At 41.3% G+C, this 20,998-nt stretch carries 15 protein-coding genes; 6 read left to right on the top strand and 9 right to left on the bottom strand.

What is annotated here, in order from left to right:
- Window position 1: 1 nt before the first annotated feature.
- Together K7887_RS04890 and K7887_RS04885 are read right to left on the bottom strand one after the other, a co-directional pair.
- Window positions 2–3,136, bottom strand: coding sequence for a DEAD/DEAH box helicase (locus K7887_RS04890; protein WP_223492464.1), 3,135 nt, complete (start codon window positions 3,134–3,136; stop codon window positions 2–4).
- A 102-nt stretch (window positions 3,137–3,238) separates the two neighbouring features.
- Complete coding sequence (locus K7887_RS04885) at window positions 3,239–3,742, bottom strand: hypothetical protein (RefSeq protein WP_223492463.1); 504 nt, start codon at window positions 3,740–3,742, stop codon at window positions 3,239–3,241.
- An 85-nt stretch (window positions 3,743–3,827) separates the two neighbouring features.
- Here K7887_RS04885 and K7887_RS04880 point away from each other — a divergent pair, with 85 nt between their 5' ends.
- The gene (locus K7887_RS04880; protein WP_223492462.1) at window positions 3,828–4,439 is read left to right on the top strand and encodes a vWA domain-containing protein; all 612 of its coding nucleotides are present in this window, start codon (window positions 3,828–3,830) and stop codon (window positions 4,437–4,439) included.
- A 69-nt stretch (window positions 4,440–4,508) separates the two neighbouring features.
- Here K7887_RS04880 and K7887_RS04875 read toward each other — a convergent pair whose 3' ends face one another.
- Window positions 4,509–6,011, bottom strand: a complete 1,503-nt coding sequence (locus K7887_RS04875; protein ID WP_223492461.1) for an amidase family protein — start codon at window positions 6,009–6,011, stop codon at window positions 4,509–4,511.
- A gap of 191 nt (window positions 6,012–6,202) precedes the next feature.
- Here K7887_RS04875 and K7887_RS04870 point away from each other — a divergent pair, with 191 nt between their 5' ends.
- The 5 genes from K7887_RS04870 (at window position 6,203) to K7887_RS04850 (ending at window position 12,182) form a co-directional block, all read left to right on the top strand.
- The gene (locus K7887_RS04870; RefSeq protein ID WP_223492460.1) at window positions 6,203–7,633 is read left to right on the top strand and encodes a hypothetical protein; all 1,431 of its coding nucleotides are present in this window, start codon (window positions 6,203–6,205) and stop codon (window positions 7,631–7,633) included.
- Window positions 7,634–7,812: 179 nt separating this feature from the next.
- Window positions 7,813–8,217 carry a sporulation protein gene (locus K7887_RS04865; RefSeq protein ID WP_223492459.1) on the top strand — a complete coding sequence of 135 codons (405 nt, stop codon included), beginning with the start codon at window positions 7,813–7,815 and terminating at the stop codon, window positions 8,215–8,217.
- Window positions 8,218–8,373: 156 nt separating this feature from the next.
- Complete coding sequence (locus tag K7887_RS04860) at window positions 8,374–9,852, top strand: spore germination protein (protein ID WP_223492458.1); 1,479 nt, start codon at window positions 8,374–8,376, stop codon at window positions 9,850–9,852.
- Window positions 9,853–9,867: 15 nt separating this feature from the next.
- Window positions 9,868–11,058: a Ger(x)C family spore germination protein gene (locus K7887_RS04855; protein WP_223492457.1), complete on the top strand. Its 1,191-nt coding sequence runs from the start codon at window positions 9,868–9,870 to the stop codon at window positions 11,056–11,058.
- Between the two features lie 23 nt (window positions 11,059–11,081).
- Window positions 11,082–12,182 (top strand): GerAB/ArcD/ProY family transporter, encoded by a 1,101-nt coding sequence (locus tag K7887_RS04850; protein WP_223492456.1) that lies wholly within the window; start codon window positions 11,082–11,084, stop codon window positions 12,180–12,182.
- Between the two features lie 44 nt (window positions 12,183–12,226).
- Here K7887_RS04850 and K7887_RS04845 read toward each other — a convergent pair whose 3' ends face one another.
- The 6 genes from K7887_RS04845 to K7887_RS04820 all read right to left on the bottom strand — a co-directional run bounded on the left by K7887_RS04845 (window position 12,227) and on the right by K7887_RS04820 (window position 20,773).
- Window positions 12,227–14,143, bottom strand: a complete 1,917-nt coding sequence (locus tag K7887_RS04845) for a bifunctional 2',3'-cyclic-nucleotide 2'-phosphodiesterase/3'-nucleotidase (RefSeq protein WP_399209668.1) — start codon at window positions 14,141–14,143, stop codon at window positions 12,227–12,229.
- A gap of 264 nt (window positions 14,144–14,407) precedes the next feature.
- Window positions 14,408–15,547 carry a CdaR family transcriptional regulator gene (locus K7887_RS04840; RefSeq protein WP_223492455.1) on the bottom strand — a complete coding sequence of 380 codons (1,140 nt, stop codon included), beginning with the start codon at window positions 15,545–15,547 and terminating at the stop codon, window positions 14,408–14,410.
- A gap of 104 nt (window positions 15,548–15,651) precedes the next feature.
- On the bottom strand, window positions 15,652–16,227 hold the full coding sequence (locus K7887_RS04835) for a hypothetical protein (protein ID WP_223492454.1): 576 nt from the start codon (window positions 16,225–16,227) through the stop codon (window positions 15,652–15,654).
- A gap of 13 nt (window positions 16,228–16,240) precedes the next feature.
- Window positions 16,241–17,866 carry a sodium:solute symporter family protein gene (locus tag K7887_RS04830; RefSeq protein WP_223492453.1) on the bottom strand — a complete coding sequence of 542 codons (1,626 nt, stop codon included), beginning with the start codon at window positions 17,864–17,866 and terminating at the stop codon, window positions 16,241–16,243.
- Complete coding sequence (locus K7887_RS04825) at window positions 17,863–19,020, bottom strand: glycerate kinase (protein WP_223492452.1); 1,158 nt, start codon at window positions 19,018–19,020, stop codon at window positions 17,863–17,865. The genes K7887_RS04830 and K7887_RS04825 overlap by 4 nt, the downstream gene beginning before the upstream one ends.
- Window positions 19,021–19,033: 13 nt before the next feature.
- Complete coding sequence (locus K7887_RS04820; protein ID WP_223492451.1) at window positions 19,034–20,773, bottom strand: alpha-amylase family glycosyl hydrolase; 1,740 nt, start codon at window positions 20,771–20,773, stop codon at window positions 19,034–19,036.
- Between the last annotated feature and the right edge of the window lie 225 nt (window positions 20,774–20,998).

Here is a 20,998-nt window from a genome sequence, read left to right as displayed (position 1 = left end):
CCTAAATGGACAGAATCTCTCGGATATCCTCCTCAGTCAATGCTTTTGACACTTTCTCATCAGGGTCTATGATTTCTTCAATTAAATGTCTCTTTTTATCTTGCAGTTCGTTCATTTTTTCTTCAATTGTCCCCCGTGCCACAAGTTTTATCACTTGGACCGTCTGTGTTTGTCCCATTCGATGTGCCCGGTCAGCAGCCTGCTCTTCCACTGCCGGATTCCACCAAAGGTCATATAGGATGACCGTATCGGCACCAGTCAGGTTAAGACCAGTCCCCCCTGCCTTTAGCGAAATTAAGAAAAAGTCTCTTCCCCCTGAGTTGAACCTTTCACAACGCTCCACCCTTTCTTCTGAAGGAGTTTGGCCGTCAAGATAAAAGTAGGGAAGTCCTTGATTGGCAAGCTCTCTCCCTATCAGCTCCAGCATCTTTGTGAATTGGGAGAAAATAAGCACCCTTCTGCCTGAACGCTGGGACTCTTCAATCAACTGTAAGAGCATTTCAAACTTGGCGGATCTTCCCTTATATCCGTTAACGAAAAGCGAGGGGTGGCAGCATATCTGACGAAGCCTTGTTAGCCCCGCTAGTATCCGAATTTTATTTTTCCTCAATGTATCTTTGTTCAAATGCTTCAATGTATCGTGTCGAAGCTTTGCAAGATAGGCCGCATAGAGCTTCTTTTGCTCAGGTAAAAGCTCTACTGATTCCAAGCTTTCGAGTTTCTCCGGCAACTCCGCCAGTACATCCTCTTTCACGCGTCGAAGCATAAATGGCCGGATCCGCCGCGCTATGGTTTTCCTAGTCAGATTGCTGTATTCTTTCAATCCCATAAACAACTCCGGGAAGACAACATGAAAAATAGACCACAGCTCTTCCAAAGAGTTTTCTACAGGTGTCCCAGTTAAAGCAAATTTATAATCAGATTTCACTCTTTTCACTGCTCGAAACGTCTGTGTTACTGGATTTTTGAAGGCTTGTGCTTCGTCAAAAAATACTGTATGGAAAAGGTTAGTCGCATATAGGTTAATATCACGTCGCAGCAAAGGATACGAGGTGATGACGACATCTACTTTCTTTAATCTAGAAAAGGCATGTTCACGATCTTTCCGAGTTCCATCCATAACGATTGCCTTGATCTCTGGTGCAAACTTCTTCAGTTCACTCATCCAGTTATAAGTTAAAGAAGAAGGCGACACAATTAATGCCGGACATTTTTTATGGCGAATATCAGGTAGCTCCGAGAGTATGAATGTGATACTCTGCAAGGTTTTCCCGAGCCCCATATCATCTGCCAAGATTCCACCAAAACCATAATGAGCCAACGTTTTCATCCATTTGTATCCATGTATTTGATAATCCCTTAAAATCTTGTCCACTTGCTTTGGGACTGGAATATTTTCACCACTCGGGTTTCGGATTTCCTCTAGGAATTGCCGGAAGCTTTCTTCTAAAGAAAACACGGCATCATCTGTTACAGAATCCATCATTTTGAATCCCTTGATAATAGGCACATTCAAACCCTGTTCTAAATCCTCATCCTGCACTGGATTGGCTTGCAAGAAGCGTTGTATCTCTTCAAATTCCCTTGTTTCCAAGGAAAGCAATGAGCCATTTTTCAAACGATAATATTTTCTTTTTTCCTCTAGTGCACTTAAAAGCTCCCTGATTTGCGATTCCGGAATACCATCCATTTCAAATTTAAATTCAAGCCAATTGGTCCGCTCTTTCTTTACCCTAATCCGTATTTGTGGTTTAGCATTCTCTCTAAAAATCCGATTTCTAATTGCAGTAGTCGCATAGACTTGTACAAAACGCTGCAACTTAGGAAGCATATGATAAAGAAATTTGTACTCCAACTCTTCGTTGTGCAGAAAGTAACCTTCTTCCGTACTTCCGAATTCACTCTCCTCCATAAAATCAAGGATCATTTGCTCCTTATCATAATCGCGAATAATCATGGTGTTCATGCGATGCTCTCTTAGATCTAATGGATTAATCATCACCTGTTCATATTGAAACTCTATACTTGCTAAAAGCCGGTTTTTCACTCTGTCCAGATAGAGCTTCGCTACTAACGGAGTTTTTTCAAAACGTTTAGCAACCGTTTCATCGAGTTCCACTTTTCCAAGCTTCCGTAAGCCTGGCACTACCTTTTCAACAAACATCTGCACCTGATTTAGAGCAATAGGGATAGAATTCGTCCTTGATGAATCTAACATTCTTTTCAATTCAGCAATTCGACGACAGTCATCTGTATCCAAGGAAATAAAGGAACCATCCTTGAAAACTGTATTATAGGCTCTGAAAACTAATAAACTCTTTAGCCCATCAACCTTCAGCATTACCCCATTTGCATTTTCTTCTGTAAAAGAAAAATGAAGGGAAAGTGGCTCTTTTTTTAACTTAAAGCCATCGTATACTAGTTTATTAAGGTGCATTTTCACATCTACCTGCTGTAAAAGCGGTGCAATTTTTCTAAAAGAGGAAGGTGGGAGAACTAGTTCTTGTGGCAAAATCTCCATTTCCTCTAAAAATGTTTTTTCATCATCAAGAATGTCTATCAAATGCTGAATAACAGCATCCGCTTCTTTTTTAAAGCAATGAACCTCTGGGTCAAACAAGTCACTTTGCTTTCCATTCTTTATAGCATGTAATAGTTTACGTGGATCTTGTACAACGCTCTGGTTCAACAAAAGCTCTATTCCAAGAAAATTCTCTTTATCTTTTAGTACCGGTTTCATGCCAAAAGCTGCGTCTACCACTTCTCTTTTTTCAAAATGAAGCTGACTGCCGCTTGTTGGTTTCTTATCTGCCTGGAATAGACGGAACACTTCCTCTGAAAGGTCATGTTGTGACATGTGGTTTTCATATATCGTCAAAAGCACAGCTGCAATATGCTGACATTCTATTTTTACAGAAGCAAGCTTTGGACAGGTACAGCTTGTATGAAAGTCTCCCGTGCCATCCCCCGTCACGACAACACGGAAATCCTCGGACGCTGTAACGACAGCAACACACCTATCACTAGTCCACTCTTCTATTTTTACTTTATCCGCTCTGCGAAATGCCTCCCCGCTTTTCAAGGAAACAGAACCACATCTTTCTTGGATGAGTTTTTTATCTACTTTTATGTTCATGTGGTGTTCTCCTTTCAGGGTGGATTTCGACTTTCTAAAGTAGATTGTAACACACAATAAGAAGCACAGCCCCGTGGTCTGGGAAGCTGTGTCTCCGCTTTTCTATATACTTCTTATCCTTTTTGATTTCATATCATCAACTGCTTCGTTCATTCTTGCAAGGTCATATATTCCCTTCATCAGAAAGAACTTGGCTACAAGATCTGGAATATCATTTCCCGATAAAGAATATCCTGCAGCACCAAGAAGATCTTCTGTTTCTACTTCATCAAGTCCCAAGGCAAAAGCCAATGCCACAATCGTTGTTTTTTTGGGATGATAATCTGGGTTGGTTCGAATTTTGGAAAAGTGTTTACGGTCCAAACCGGCCTTTTTATATATCTCCGCATCTGTTCCGCCATTACGGTCCATATACTGAAACAGGACCTGTTGCAGAGTCGGCTTTTTATTGTTTTTAATGAACTCCTCAATCTCAAACACATCACTTTTTTCATGTAAAATTGGTGATTCGTTGTAGCAGATATACTCTTTTTCCTCAAGTACATCATGAATTTGATGTTGCCAAATAAATTCTTCGAGTTCCTCCAAAAACTTTTTATCTACCATTCCCCTACCTCCAAATGTCGCTTTGAAGGCGACCATTTTATGGATATTATTAGTTATCATTATAGCATGAAGGAGGATGATAAAAATGAATAAAAACTTAACAGAGATTATTTTTCTAATGGACAGAAGCGGGTCAATGGCAGGCTTAGAAAAGGACACAATTGGAGGTTTTAACTCATTTCTAGAAAGACAAAATAGACATGAGGGAGAAACCCTTGTTACCGCCGTCCTTTTCGACGACGAAGTGGAAACTCTTTGGAACGGCGTGGATGCGAGGAATGTTACATTAACAAGAGAAGACTATTACGTTAGAGGCACTACCTCCCTTTTGGACGCAATAGGAAGAACCATACTGGATGTAGGAAGCCGTTTATCACGTACTGAAAAAGCCTCAAGGCCAGGGAATGTAATCTTCGTCATTACTACTGACGGTATGGAAAATTCAAGCGTAGAGTTCACCTATCCGAGAGTAAAAGAGTTAATCCGTCACCAAGAAGAAAAATACAGTTGGCAGTTCATCTTCATGGGTGCGAATATAGATGTAGCAAAGGAAGCAGAAAGCTTGGGCATACAAGAGGATCAAGCATTTAACTTTGAAGCTACCAACAAAGGTGTGGAGATGATGTATGAAAACGTCTGTGATATAGTTTCAGAGAAAAGGATTCAAATAAAAGATGAAAAAATAGAAAATTTATAAGTATGTGCGAACATGAAAAAGGGAACCCGTCCATGGACATCTAAAACGGGTTCTCCTACTCTCTTTCTACTATTTAGTAGCAGTGGATAACAACTCTTCCATCCCTACCCATAGTTCTGTTTCTTCTATCATCCCTGCCATCTGCAATAGCAGACCTTCTTTCCCGCGCCCTGCCATGAACTGAACACCTACAGGGAGACCTTCCTTTGTCACATGCACTGGTAACGACATGGCAGGCTGCCCGGTCAAATTTGCAAGCTGCGTAAAAGGAACTCTTTTTAGACTTTCTTGCACTAGTTGTTCCACGATACCCATTTTCTTAAGAAGTGCGGCAGTTCCCAATTTCCCTGTCACTTGCAGTGCAATGCTTTCAAGCGGCTTCAGTTTATGATCCCCAATCTTTGCAGGCGGGAAGGCAGTCGCAGGCGTTATATAAAAATCATAGGTTTCATGGAATTCTTCCATAGCATATGCTGCAACATCCCACTCCCTCATATTGAGGACGAATTCTTGTGCAGACATGGACTTTCCAATTAGACCAAGCAGCCAGGTTGCAGGCTCCACATCATTCAATGTCGCTTTTCTCCCAAGTATCTCCTCAAGAGAAGCAATCATGGCACTGACTTCTCCAAAGTAGAGGGAGAGATAGCTTGTGGCAACTTTCTTTCCATCTATCGGTGCATCTATTTCTTCTATAATATGACCTTCTGACTCTAGATACTTCAACGTTTTCTGTACAGCCTCTACACAGTCAGGATGTACTTCTGTACCAATTGGGGACTTAGTAGAGTACGCTATGCGCAGCTTTTTTTCTACAGGATGTTGAAGGATATCCAAGTAGCATCCATCATAATCAGGGATGGAAAATGCTGCTCCTTTTTCAACTCCCTTTAATTCATCTAAGACAGCCGCGCTATCTCTTACCGTGCGTGTAAGCACATGTTCAACTGCCGCTCCCTGCCAAAAACGGCCAAGTTGCGGCCCTACAGGCGTCCTTCCCCTTGTTGGCTTTAATCCAAACAAACCGCAGTAAGCTGCTGGAATACGGATGGAACCCCCTCCATCATTTGCTCCGGCAATTGGAACCATACCCGATGCTACCGCGGCTGCCGATCCGCCACTTGAACCACCAGGGGTGTGAGTAAGTTTCCATGGATTTTTTGCAGGTCCGTATGCAACAGGTTCTGTTATTGCCATTAAACCAAATTCAGGCACATTTGTTTGCCCTAAAAACTGAAAGCCACTTTTCCTTAGCCGACTAACATATTCAGAGTCCCTCTTTGATCTATATTTGCTTAGAGCTCTAGATCCCAGCGTTTTCGGTTCCCCTTTTATTTCCTGACCTATATCTTTTAATAGAATCGGAACTCCTGCAAACTGCCCTGTTGGAATCATTTCTGCAGCAACTCTTGCCTGTTCGTACATCCTATGGATAACCGCATTCAGTTGAGAATTTTGCGTCTCGATTTCACTGACCGCCATTTCTAACAGTTCTATGGATTTGACTTCCTTCTTTTTGACCAATTTGGCCAATCCAAGTCCGTCATATGTTTTATATTCTTCCCTCTTCAACGTTTATCACCTCTCTATACTCTATTCCTCAATAAAGGTGAATAAACCTCTGTCTCAAAATCAATCATTTTCCAATCGCCTGATGAAGTCTTCACTATCAACACCAAAGCCCACCCTCCAACATAGGCTATATGACACAGATATATTTTTACATCTTGGGCTTTTTCGCCTTAGAGAGGAGCTTGGTATAAATGGAGTTGACTGCAGCACATTGGATGTATTTGGTTGGTACACTCGTTATTATTTTTACAATGTTGTTTAGGCAGAATGTGGTGGTTCCTGCCATCCTAGTAACGTTTTTAGTTGGATGGATCTTCAGCGGTTCATTCATTTTTGGACTTCAAACCATATTTAACGCCAGTTTGATTGCAGCAGGGGAGCTTTTCAATATCTTCCTGATTATCGCCATCATGACGGCACTTTTACATTCCCTAAAATCCTTGGGTACTGATGAACAAATGATTACCCCCTTTCAGCGGGTGATGAAAAATGGGCATATCTCATTCTGGGTGATTGTGTTTGTCACCTATGCGATTTCCCTATTCTTCTGGCCAACCCCAGCTGTACCACTTGTCGGTGCACTTTTAATACCAGTTGCCATAAGAGCAAGGCTTCCTCCAATTGGGGCAGCTATCGCCATTTCACTCGCCGGTCAAGGGATGGCCCTATCTTCAGACTACATTATTCAAATTGCGCCTTCACTGACAGCCACCGCTGCTGCAGTTGATATTAGCACGGTTGCTGACCGCGGATTCATCTTATCGCTTGTTACGGGAGTAGTGGCCATCACTCTTGCTTATATTTCAATCCGCAAGCTTATTGCACGACCGTCAAATGAGCATTTAGTAAAATGGAATGCCACAGACAACCAGAGCGGTGACACAAAAGGAATGTCAGAAAGCGGCCCTGTGACAAAAAGCAAATACAGCTCGCTGTTTGCTATTTTAGTTCCAGGCACGTTTCTTGCCATCATTATTTATATGGTACTGGCGAAGTTTTCCGATGTCCTTCCTTCTCTAGAAGGCGGAGCCGGCGCCGCTCTTATCGGTGGGGCTTCGCTGATTCTGTTAATAGGAGCGTCTTTCTTCCTGAACGCCCGAACCTCCCTTCAAACAGTCAGTGACAATATCGTCAAAGGTTTCTTGTTTGCCTTTAAAGCGATGGGACCGGTTATTCCCATTGCAGGATTCTTCTTTATTGGTAGCGGGGAACTGGCTTCTAGAATCCTGGGCACACCTGCTGAAGAGACCCCTTCCTTCCTGTTTGACCTCATACTTGCCGGCCAGGCCTATATTCCGGAAAGTTCTTTTGTTGCAGGATTTGGTATTTTGCTTATTGGAATGATAACAGGCTTAGATGGTTCTGGATTCTCAGGACTTCCTCTTGTTGGAGCGCTTTCTGGTGCCCTTGGTGAGAGTGTTGGTGTGGAAACTGCCACCCTTGCTGCGATCGGACAGATGGGATCTGTCTGGGTTGGCGGAGGCACGTTGATCGCCTGGTCTTCCCTTGTGGCCGTTGCCGGTTTCGCAAAGGTACCTGTAATGGAGCTTGTACGACGGAGCTTTGTACCAGTAATAATAGGTTTGATTGTAGCTACGTTAGTAGGGTTGTGGCTGTTTTAATGTATGTAAAGCCTTCATCTATTTATGGATGAGGGCTTTTGATTGTGGAAATAGGGGTATGAATTTTTTACATAAGAAATATATAGGTGAAACTTTTGTTCTATTTGTTCGTATCTTTTAATATACGAAAATTCTCAAAAATAATTTAAGATATTATTACTTTCGGAGGTTCAAGCTGTATGATAAAAAAGGTAATGAGCTACTTGAATATAGGTTCTCCCCATGTTGACCTGGTTCTTGATAAAAATAAACTAAATCCCGGTGAAAAAGTGACAGGTGCCTTTCACGTGGAAGGCGGCTGGGCAAAACAACACATTAAAAGATTGGAATGTGACCTTGTAAAGGAATTTCAAGGAGATACGGTGGAAACGGTGGATGCGGTAACGACCATACTCATGTCCAAAAGCATGGACGCAAATGATAAGGCAGAATATCCATTTTGCTATCAGCTTCCTACTCCTCTAGAACCTTCTACAGAACATATAAGCTATCGTTTGAATACACGACTGATCTTTCAGGATGATGTGAAGAGCATGGATCATGATGAAATAGTGGTACTTGGACGAGAAGCAATTAAGGCCTGACTCCTTTATGGAGGCAGGCCTTTGCTTAAACCTTCATTTCAAAAAAATAAAGCTGCTCCCCTCACCATTCACATCCTCCACTACCTTTTCCCGAATATTTCCTAATGATTTATGGAAAGGTATAGGTAGAAATACATCAGGTAAAGAGGTTATTGAATGGAGACGGCACAAAAGGTTTTACTTACGGATTCTATTTCGAAAAATACTGAAATGATTAAAGCTCAGTTAGGCCACAGTTCCGACTTGTTTGAAAGAGAGCTTGTTTTACCGTATCTACATAGAAAGGTTCATTTAATTTATCTCGATGGAATTAATGATACCTCAAAAATAGAGGATTACATATTATCACCTTTGGCAGCTATTTCTATCAAGGAAGAACAGTCTCTCAATTCCATGATCGACTACCTTCGGCTTCAAGTAATACAAAGCATAAATATTGTGACTGAAACAGTTAAAGATAAGATAGTCCGTATGATTCTAGAGGGGAAAACAGCTATTTTTATAGAGGGAGAAGCGACGTGCCTACTGGCAGATACAGCAAAATGGCCCGAAAGAAGTGCCCCAGAGCCAAAAGTGCAACGGACTTCAACAGGACCTGACATTGCCTTCAATGAAAACGGAACGTATAACCTTTCTCTTATTAGGAAAACCATTAAGGACCCGTTACTCCGTGTAGAAAAAGTGAAGAACCCTAATATACAGACCTCCATTTCCATGGTCTTCATCGAAGGGAAAGTGGACAAAGAAATTTTAGACGAAGTTAGAAAAAAGATGGATAAGATAAACATCCCAGTAATCCTTGATGTTAACTATTTAGAAGAATCCCTTACAGATAATACTAGCTCCAGTTTCCCTTTGACACTTTCATCTGATCGACCGGATGTCGTTTGTGCTGAAGTTCTGAGTGGTAAAATTGCGATTGTCGTAGATGGAACACAGTTCGTATTGACCTTGCCTTCTGTTTTCATTCAATTTTTTCAATCACCGGACGACTATTACATATTAAATAGAAGTACTCACACAAGAAGATTGGGAAGGCTCTTTTTCTTTATGCTTTCCGTACTTTTTCCAGGTCTGTATATTTCCTTTACTTTATATCACCCAGGACTAATACCTACAAGCTTACTGGTTGGGCTCATTGCTCAAAGGGAAATCGTTCCTTTTCCGACCATTGTTGAAGTATTTATATTTTTTTGGCTCATCATCATTATTACAGAAGGCTCCATCCGTCTTCCTTCAGGAGTGGTACTAACCGTTACTATTTTCGCTTCCATCACCTTAGGGCAGCAAGCGGTAGAGGCCCAGCTTGTCCAACCGGCAACTCTTGTGGTATTGGCAGCTTCTTATGTCTTTTCAAGCGTGGTACCGATTTACAGTTTATCACTCGCTTACAAACGGCTCACATTTCGATTTATTTTTTTGGCGACCATTCTGGGATTGTACGGAGTGTTGGTAGGGCTCATCATTCTCTTGTTGCATCTTTGTTCGCTTCGTTCTTTTGGAGTGCCATACTTATCGCCAGTCGCTCCATTCCAACCACAGGACCAAAAGGATGCTATCTTTCGTTTGCCTATTCAACACATTATTAATAATGATAAATCATTGTTCAAAGAGGATCCCATGAGAAAAAAGTAAAGGTTGATGGATAACATGTTGAAAAGAAACCTATTACCAATCATTACTTCTTTATTTTTACTAGGAGCAAGTTTAATCATTGGGAAAAATGCGGAAGATTCTCTTATCAGAGATTTAATCATTATCTCGGCTATTGCTGTAGACATTAAGGATGAAAATTTTCTCGTAACAGTTCAAGCCATTAATGCTCCATCAGTAAAGGACAGTGCTTCTGAGAAATTGGGATTTATCCTGTACCAGGAAAGTGGGAGGACCATTACAGAAGCCTTGCAAAATATCCACAAATCGTTTTCACGATATCTATTTATGGATGATTTAGAAGTTATACTGATAAGCGAAGAACTTGCCAAAAAGCGTGGAATTGAAGATGTATTAAATTATTTGTTTTTAGAGCAAACGATCTCTTCTAATACCATGCTCTTTGTCAGTAAAGAGGTAAGTGCATATGATATTCTTGCCATGTTCACACCATTCCAAAAAGTATCTTCTAAAAGAATTGTGGATACGATAGAAAATATTAAGGACTACTCATCCTTTGCTATCCCGGTCTATCCTAACCGGGTCAAAAATTTTCTGTTGAATTATCCGGTTGTCAACAACGTAATACCATACATCAGTGTTGCAGGAGATGTGCAGGAAGGGCTTAAGAAAGAGAATATTGAATCCTATCAACCTAAATCAAAAATGGAGATTAACGGCATGTCCTACTTCAAAAAAGATAGACTAATGGATTTCTTAAGCACAGAGGAAAGCCAAAATCTCATATTTTTAATGGATAATGTCAGGGAAGGGGCTGTGGAGGCAAATTGTCCAGAGGGTCCTGGTTACTTTTCCTACCACTTAAAGAAAGCTAAAACAAAATATAAGGTGAATTGGAAGGGCAAAACTCCTGAAGTTTCTATCAACATCAAGACGAATGGAAGAATTACTGAATCCAACTGCAGTACGAATTTCGAACACCCCAATATGGAAATTTTCAGAGCACAAATCAAAAAGCAATTAGAAGCGTCCATAACCTCCTTGATACAAAAAAGCCAAGAAGAGAGCCTGGATTATGTGGGATTTGGTAAAGAAATTTATCTTTCAAGTCCAAGTAATTGGAGAAAAATTGAAGCAGACTGGGATAATATTTTTCCAAACACCCCATTTGATATTAACGTGGATGTTTCCGTAACTAGGTCTGGAGATGCCACTTCATTAGATTAGACTAAGTTAGGATGAAGTTTCATATGAATGTTACCAAGATTTCCATCTATCAGCTCATTACACTAATGACCTTGTTTCTTCTAGGGTCTTCCATTGTTCTGGGGCTCAATCTGCAGGCTGAAGAGAATGCTTGGATCATCAACACCGGAGCAGCTATAACCGGAGTTCTCCTGTTCTTTTTCTATGCTTACCTATTAAAAAGAAATGGATGGCCTGAGTTTCATAAACTCTTGGAACTAGCATTCGGTAAAATACTTGGGAAAGTCGTCTTAATACTGTACAGCCTTTATTTTCTTTACATTGCTGTAAGGGTACTAAAAGATTTTATTTACTTTATTACCCAAACCTTTTATTACAATATTGACCATTGGATTATTGCTTTTGTCTCAGTCTGCTTAATCTGTTACGCTGCAGTTTTGGGACTTGAGGCGGTAGCCAGGACATCTGAGATTTTGTTTGTTTTTACCGTACTACTAATAACACTGATAATATTTTTTTCTTTCTTGTCAGGGATAATGATGGGCGAAAATATAAGGCCAATAATTGACTTGGAGATATTGGATTTAAGTAATTGGGTTCAATATATAACATTCCCTTATGGAGAAATGGTGGTATTTCTGGTCTTATTTCCATTCCTTAATGACCATAAGAGATTGATGAAGCATGGATGGATTGCAGTAGTGTTGAGCGGAGTAATTCTAATTACTGTCTCTGAAATCATCATTGCCATCCTTGGGGCTAAAGTGGCAGCACTTTATACGTACCCGTTAGTAAAGGCAATTGAAATGATTGAGCTTTTGGGTATCATCCAACACTTAGAATTGTTGACTGCCTTTGCCTTTATCATCGTAGGTTTCGTAAAAGTGTCCATATTCTTTATTTCCGGTGCGAAGGGAATATCGTATGTTTTTCCAATCCTCCAAGAAAAATTTATTATCTTTCTACTTGGAGCAATGATTTTTTTTGGCTCCTTTATCATAGCAAAAGACCTACCAGAACACTTATTTATCGGCCTCGAGGTGGTACCTCTTTACCTTCATGTGCCATTTCAATTTATCCTTCCATTACTAATACTTCTACTCACATGGATGAAAGGAAGGAAAAAGCAAAGAAAAGGGGTCTGACCCTCACTGCTCTAAAGCGATAAAGTCACCCCCTCTTATTTACATTATTCTGCTGTTAATAGTGTTAGTTTGTATTTGGCGAAGCCGTTTTGGGAGGCCCCTTCGTATTGGATTGTGCCGTTTTCGGGTAATGCATCGACTGCGTCAGGTGAGGAGTCGAATGTTACATGGACGGGATTATTGATTGGAGCGAATGTCCAGTTTCCGTCTGCAGATGGATCAATCTCCCCTTGTTGTAGGATGTAGTCGATGATTGCCTGACGGTTCTCATCTGGATACATTTCAACCCCCGTATTGTTACGCACTCCCGGGAAGTTACCGCTCGCACGGTAGTTATTCGTTACAACGATGAATTCCTGACCTAAATCGATTGGTTCCCCGTTATACTCCAAGTTTTTGATCCGGTTTGCCCCTTCGTTCACGACAACCCCGTCCTTGTTATATTTCGCAGGCTCTGTTACATCAATTTCATATGTGACGCCATCAATGACATCATAATTGTAAGTCGGGAAATCTGCGTTAATTAATTCTTGTTCGCCGTTGTTGTTTGAATCGATTTGCTTGAATTGCCCTGCAGACATTTCTAACCACTCTTTAACGTCCGCACCCGTAACTTTAACGGTTGCTACTGTATTTGGGTACAGATATAAATCTGATACATTCTTGATCGCTATTTCTCCTTGAGGAATGAACGTATAGTACCCTGCTCCGTTTCTGCCGCCGGCTTTGAATGGTGCTCCTGCAGAAAGAATAGGTGTTCCCTCATCTACCGTACCTTGTAGTTGTTTCTCCATATACCATTTCTGTGCATTCGTTACGATTTGGATGGAAGGGTCATCTTGCACTAATGCAAAGTAACTGTGAATATCGGCTGTTGTTGTCCCAACTGCTGTACGAACATAATTTACCGTTCCTTCATGTGCTTCTCTTACCGCATCCAATATGGCTGGATCTGCTTGCACTTCTTTTACATTTCTTAATGTTGTTGCAGAATCTGTCACTTTCCAATCGCCTTTTACTTTAGAAAGCGTCAGGTCCATGATTCCTAAGTTGTTCCCCCAGTTACCAGGCATCACGACAGGCACACCATTAATGGTTCCTTTTTCCGTGTCTACACCAGGAAGTTCTGTGAAGTCTCCAGGGAATTTAAGATGATTGTGACCTGTGATAATGGCATCAATACCATCAACCTTCGTCAAATCATATGTAGCGTTCTCTTCCATTTCCACATACTCAGCATCACCAATCCCCGAGTGTGCCAAAACGATAATGATATCAGCGCCGGCTTTTTCCATTTTAGGAATAACTGCTTCTACTGACTGGACGATGTCTTTCGTTACAATTTTCCCTTCAAGATGCGCTTTGTCCCATTGCGTGATTTGCGGAGTGACAACACCCGTCACACCAACACGTAGAACTTTATTTCTTCCTTTTTTATCCGTGAATTTTTTCTTGATGATTTCATATGGCTTTACATAATACTCGCTGTTGTCCGCACCATCATCATAAAATACATTTGCGCTCACATAAGGGAATGGAGCACCTTCCAATACCGTATCAAGAAAATCCAACCCATAGTTGAATTCATGATTTCCAAGAGTGGCAGCATCATAATCAAGTAATCCCATAGCTTGGAACACTGGATGAACCTCGCCTTGTTGAAGAACATCCACTTTAGCTTTGTAGTCCCCTAAAGGGTTCCCTTGAATAAGGTCACCGTTATCAAAAAGCATAGAGTTTGGTGCTTCTGCGCGAGCCTGCTTAATTAAAGTAGCTGTTTTCGCAAGACCAAAGTCTTGTACTTCTGCGTCCTTATAATAATCATAATTATATAGATGTGTATGGATATCTGTTGTTCCCATTACTCTCAGTTCCACATCATGTTGACCGGTTTTTGGTCCTTTAGGTGCAGCCTCCACCGAGTTGAACATAGATGGTGTAGCAAGCAATGATACAGCCATCGTTGCAGCCAACACTTTTTTCCCTAGTTGTTGGAAAGCTTGTTTCAAGCCAAACAGCTCCTTTTTGAGATTTAGTAGTCATACTATTCTAATTATAGAGAGTATTGCTAGTATAGAAATACTCTAAAAGGACTGAATTTGACAATTTCCAACAGGAATATTGTAAGCTTTCGGGTATAAATACTTATATTGTAAGACGACCCTAATAATTGAATTCTTGTAAACGAATCCATATAGGTATAAAGAAAGAGTCCTCTTTTGTTATTATCTCTCTTTATCAATCCCTACCAACCCCACCCAATACAACACCGCATCCTGAAATATCCTTGGATCATATCCAGTAAGCTCTTTCATCTTTTTTAAGCGATATTGCAGCGTGTTTTTGTGGATAAAAAGTGCTTCACTTGCTGCAGCAATGCTCTGATTGTGTTCAAAAAAAACTTTCAATGTGTCCACTAGCTGCTTGTGATCCGGATCGAGAAAGAAAGGGAAGAAGCGCTGAATAAAATCATCCATCTTATCCTCTGGTATTTCATGCATGATTGACTCTATCCCAAGATCCTTGAATAGCAACAAATTACTTTCCCTGCGATTGACAAAATCCAGTGCAAGCCGTGCTTCATCAAATGACTTCACCGCACCTTCTAGACCTTCATACTCTCTTCCTACACCACAAATGATCACACCGAACGAGTCTCTCAACTTTCTGATCGCATTTTCAACCTCAACATGCCACCTTGAAGCGGAGATGTTATGAGTATCCCTCAATAAAAGAATTTGATTGGATTTCCACAGTGTAATCAGATCTGTTTCGGAGACTGCAAGTACTTGCTGCAGTTTTTTTAACAGTTCGCTCATCTTCTCCTGTCTTGCCACTTCTGTTTCATTTTCCTGACCCGTTTCCAACCGAAGCAAAAAAGCCTGCCTGGATACATGAGTTTGAATGGATAAAGTTTGACCGCGCACTACGAATGCCTCCACGCTATCCCATTTTCTGCGCATCCATTCTTGTATGTAAAGTTCCTTCGCCCGCTTTTCCAGGTCCAGCTCTCTGCTTACATACGCCTCTTTTACCATGACCTCTGTCATTTTCTGAATGATTTTTGCAAAGTCCCGAACCTCATTTGGATGTCCCGTTATCCCGATGACACCTATAAGTTCTTCATGAAAATAAATGGGCATGTTCACGCCAGGCTTGGATCCGAGAAGCGTATCCTCTGGATATATCATCACGGTCTCGCCACGTTCAATGACATTTCGAGCTCCTTCATGAAAAGTTCCAATTCTGTCAGAGTCTTTACTGGCAATAATGATTCCATCATTGTTCATGATATTTATATTTTTCTCTATGATCTTTTCCATCTCGAGGACGATTAGTTGTGCTTGTTTGTCTAAAAATGCCATGATAAGTGTTGCCCCTTAGTTGATTTCTTCTCTACAATATACCCAACCACCACACAAAAAACCAGCGCTGCCTCCTATAGAGAAGCAACGCTGGCTACTTTCATTCATCTAGCTAATGGTATTTCATTCTCTTTTCCTGCCATCAATGCTTGTATCATGGCATCTTTGATTCCTAAATCAACCTTCCCACTGGTGGCATCAACTATTACAAGTTCCATCTGGTTACCACTTTTCACATAACCTAGCCAGTACGGGACATATAATAAGTTAGTTTCTGTAATGGTGACTTGAATATCTTTTCTCTTTTTCTCTCTAGTGAAAGCCTCCCAATAGATAGCCTCTTCCGCCACTTTCTGTTCCGGATTTCCTGACACATGGAGCATAGTTATCTCCCCATCTGAAAGGTCTAATTCCTGTAATCCTGCAGTAGATGGTAGGATTGCCGTCAACTGTTTCCCTGTTTCCACAGCAACCTTCCCGCAAATAGGCTCTTTCATCTGCAGACTAGTATATTCATAATCGTAGCACCAATATGGCAGATAGACCATTTCCATGGAAGTTAGTTTCTTTTTCGCCCCTAATACAGATTGCCATTTAGTGATCCAATTATTTTGATAGGATTGAATGGACTGTACTGCCTGTTTCTTAGAAATCACTGTTGGTAAAAAGAAAGAATTCATTGTCACTCACACCTTAGATAGATTGAATTACATATAGGATTACAAGTGTTACGAAGAAGTAAGCAATCATGATATATGGCCATTTCTTCATCTGTTTTTCCCCTTCCGCCTCTTCGATTTCTTCAGCGGACTGCTGGCGTGATGCCAACATTTTTTGTACTTTTTCATCGTTCGTTTCAAAAACTAATCCATCCAGTTTTTCTTTGACCGGCGCTTTCGTTAGTAGACTTACCGCATAACCAACAGCAACCGCTACAACCGCACCTACGACATTGTTATACAACCAAGATATGCTTGCAAAAGTTGTTACAGCCCAAACAGCTGCCATCCCCGCAACGACACCGGCAAAGGCACCAGTTCCGTTTGCACGGCGGACGAAGATAGCCAAGATGAATACTCCTAGTAATGCTCCGTAAAAATAGGAGCCAATCTTGTTAACGGTTTCAATGACAGGTCCAAGGTTCCCTGCAAAGAAAGCAAATATCGTCGCGTAAATTCCCCAGAATACTGTTGCCCAACGTGAAGCGTTTAAATAATGTGCTTCACTCGCATTTTTCTTAAAGAATTTTGCGTAAAAATCCCGTACTGTTACGGCAGAGAGTGAGTTCAATGCAGAATCAAGACTAGACATTGCTGCAGCAAAAACCCCTGCGATAATTAATCCGGAAATTCCAACCGGTAGGTACTCTACCACAAACAATGGGAATAACTCGTTCAAGTTTTCCACGTTTGGATCTCCTACATTCGCATAGAAAGCGAATAACAGAATACCAATGAATAAGAATAATAGCATTTGCGGGAACATGAAAAGACCGCTGATAATTAAAGACATCTTACTTTCTTTTAACGATTTGCTTGTTAACACACGCTGGATCTGACTTTGATCTGTCCCAAAGTAAGCTGCATGCATAAAGAATCCACCGATAACCCCGGCCCAGATGCTGTACTCTACGGATAAATCAAAAGAGAAATCAAGCGATTGTAATAATCCTGCATCAGAACCCATGGATAGTGCACCAGCAAATCCGCCTGGAACCTCCCCAACAATAGTGAAGATTGCAAGCCCTGCTCCTAACCAAAGAACAAACATCTGCACAACATCTGTCCAGATAACTGCTGAAATTCCGCCAAGAACAGTATAAACCACTGCAATTAGTGCCATCAGAATAATCGTAATATTGACATCCCAACCTGTTACAACCGATAAAACCAATGCCGGCGCATAAAGCACTACCCCTGTAGCCAAGCCGCGAGCAATTAAAAACAAACCTGCTGTTAATGTTCTAGTTTTCGTATCAAAACGCTTTTCCAAATACTCATAAGCTGTGTACACTTCTGTACGATAAAAGAATGGAACAATCGTAACCATTAAAAATGCCATAACAAGTGGAATGTTAATGAATGTATTCATTCTTTCCAATCCACCGGAATATCCCCAACCAGGAGCACCAATAAACGTGATGGCACTTGCCTGTGTTGCCATGACAGAAAGTCCCACTGCCCACCAAGGGATGTTACGTCCACCTAAGAAATAATCCTTGGTGGTCTTTTGATTCTTACCGAAAAACGCTCCAAAAATCGCAATTCCAACCACATATACTACGAGAACAATAAAATCTATCGTTGTAAATCCATTCATTCTCCTCTAACCCCCTTCAGCTTTGTGCCAATTTCAATAAGGTGCAACATTCTTTTCGTTGCTTCATATAATAACTTTTTCCCGTTTTGCATGGCCTCTTCTATAGGCATCGGTCCGTCCACAATCGAAAGGACCGCTTCAATTCCTTCTTGTTTCAACCTGTCCGTATCTTCCCCAATACCACCAGCAATGGCCACCACCGGAATTCCTCTATCTTTCGCTATCCGTGAAAGCCCCACTGGCACCTTACCAAGAATGGACTGCCCATCAATCTTTCCTTCCCCTGTAATCACAAGGTCCGTGTCCTTTAAATGTTTGCGGAAATCGCTCATTTCTACAACTAGGTCAAGGCCGCTTTGGAACTCTACATCTACAAATGACTGGAGAGTAAATCCGATACCCCCTGCCGCTCCGCTTCCTGGCTTAAGGGTGCAATCCTTTCCAACAGTTCTCTTCATCACTTCTGCAAAAGAAGCCATGCCTGCTTCAAATGGTTTAAGCTCGCTTGTCTTCACGCCTTTCTGCGGACCGAATACATATACTGCGCCATCAGGGCCAAGTAATGGACTTGTAACATCTGACGCGACGATTATTTTTACCTGTGGGAGTCTATCATCAAAACTCTCCATATCTAAGCCTTGAATTAAATCCAACCTTCCGCCAACACGTTCGATGGTCTTTCCATTTTCATCGTAGGCTTTTAAACCGAGCGCTTGGAAGAGTCCCACACCAGCATCCACTGTTGCACTTCCACCCAGGCCCATAATGATTTTCTCCGCTCCTCTGTCTAGAGCAGCCTTCACAAGCTGTCCGGTTCCGAAACTTGAAGCCCTTGCAGGGTCAAGCTCTAATTTTGTCAGCAAAGGTAGGCCTGATGCGGAAGCGGTTTCAATAATGGCCGTCTTTTCTATTGGCAGCCAACCATAGCCTGCACTAATTTTTCTTCCTAACGGGTCTTCTACTTCACAAACGATTTCTTCCCCGCCAAGGATGTGCAGCATCGCTTGTACCGTTCCTTCTCCCCCGTCTGCCATCGGGATTTCGACTACCTCAATCGAGGCATCGAAATCCTGAATAGCTTGGGAGATGATGTGTGCCGCTTCCTTACTCTCTATTGAACCTTTAAAGGAATCTGGCGCAACCACAATTTTCACTTTTCATCTCCCCCTATCCTTTCAACCACATGACTTCATAAGGCTGTAGCGTAACGGACAACGCTTCGTCTGTAATCTCCACTTCTTTCTTGGAAAATAGATTTATATAAGTTTGTACATTTAATTCGTATTTGTCCGCAGACAAGTTGATCGCTTGCTCTTCATTGGATACGTTCACAAGTGTTACAACTTTCTCGCCAGTATCCTTGTCCGTTCTCACCAATGCATACACTTGGTTGCTTTCGAGCACTACCTGCTGCGGACTGTTTGGATGGAACGCTTTTTCGTTCGTACGAACATCCAACATTTTTTTCATATTTGATAAGACTTCGTGTCTTAAAGAAGATTCGTCCTTCAGTTCCGCCTCCAGTTGCTGGCGGTTCAATTTCTCCCGGTTGATGGAACGGAAACGACCAGTTTCTTTTACACCTTCCTGGTAATTACGGGAACCAAGCAGACTGTGTACATAAATTCCCGGCACCCCCGCCATAGCTAACAGTATGGACTGTGCAGCAAGGAATCTCTTTACCTGAATAGTTTGATCCTCATCAGGATGAGATAATGCATCAAAGTAGTTGATGTTTAATTCATAAGGGCTCTTTGTTCCATCTCCGTTATCTTTATAGGAAACGTTTCCTCCATGCGCATGGACCTTCTCAATCATAAGGTCTACTTCTTCTTTTGAAAGAATGCCTTCCACCGGTCTCACGCCAACACCATCATGTGAAGCAAGGAAGTTGAAGAAGGTAGTCTCTTCGGTGGTGTCTTCCAAGTTGCTTGCCCAATTTTGAAGATGAGTCGCGTCTCCTGTCAGGAATGTATTTAATGTCAGTGGCGGCAATGGGAACTGATACACCATGCGCGCTTCATTGTAGCCGTTTCCAAAATAACTCACATTGTCCTTATGCGGTACATTCGTTTCGGTGATAAGGATTACTTCTGGCGCAAGCGTATCTACAACATCTCTGTATGTCTGAATAATTTTATGTGTTTCTTCTAGATGGATACAAGTCGTCCCCATCTCCTTCCACATGAACCCGATTGCATCAAGACGAATCATTTTTGCACCCTTGCTGATATAGAAAAGCAGAAGTTCTGCAATCTGTAAAAATAAATCCGGGTTGCGGTAATTCAAGTCAATTTGGTCCTCACTGAATGTTGTCCAAACATGCTTTGGTCCACTTGCCGTTTCAAATTCCGTTAATAACGGCAGTGCTCTTGGACGGGTCACTTTGCTGTAGTCTAGGGATGGATCAGCTTCCACGAAGTATTCTTTGTACTTTTCGTTACCTTTCAAATACTCCTGGAACCATTCTGACTTTGCGGAAATATGATTGATAACCCCGTCAAACATCAAATCATAGCTACCGGATAGTGACTTAATGTCCTCCCAGTTTCCTAAATCCTTGTTGACCTCGTAATAATCAATGACGGAAAAACCATCATCCGAGCTATAAGGGTAGAATGGCAAAATGTGAACACCAGATAGCTTGTCCCCGATGTTTTCGTTTAAGAATTCGTGCAAGCTTTGAAGTGGGGCTTTGCCTTCTTCCTTAATGGAATCACCGTAAGTGATAAGAACCGCATCTTTTTCTGTAACAAACTCTTTTGGCTTGTTTGGTGTTGATAGTTTTGCGCTATATTCATTCATTAGGTTGGTTAATTTATCTTGTAAGTAAGCTGCTGTCTCTTTTCCGTACACAAACTCGATCTTGCTCATCATCTCTTCTGTAACTTGTTGTTGGTTGTTCAAAAGGAATCCCTCCTGGTTGCTAGTTGTTTCTTAACGTTTATGCTACACGTTAAGAAAAACGCTTACAATGTTACATTAGACAAATATAAATATATTTTTCCGCTATTAAATGTTACCTATAACAAATTAATTAAGTGGTAAGTATTAAAATTACTAGAGGGATCCGCTCAAATTTGGGATTATTACTTTTTTGAGGGTTATTGTGACTTTTTCAGAGGTTATTAT

It is taken from the genome of Sutcliffiella horikoshii (assembly GCF_019931755.1).
Lineage (GTDB): Bacteria > Bacillota > Bacilli > Bacillales > Bacillaceae_I > Sutcliffiella_A > Sutcliffiella_A horikoshii_E.
Note: the sequence above shows the minus strand (reverse complement) of the source record. Positions and strands in the feature narration are given on the sequence as shown.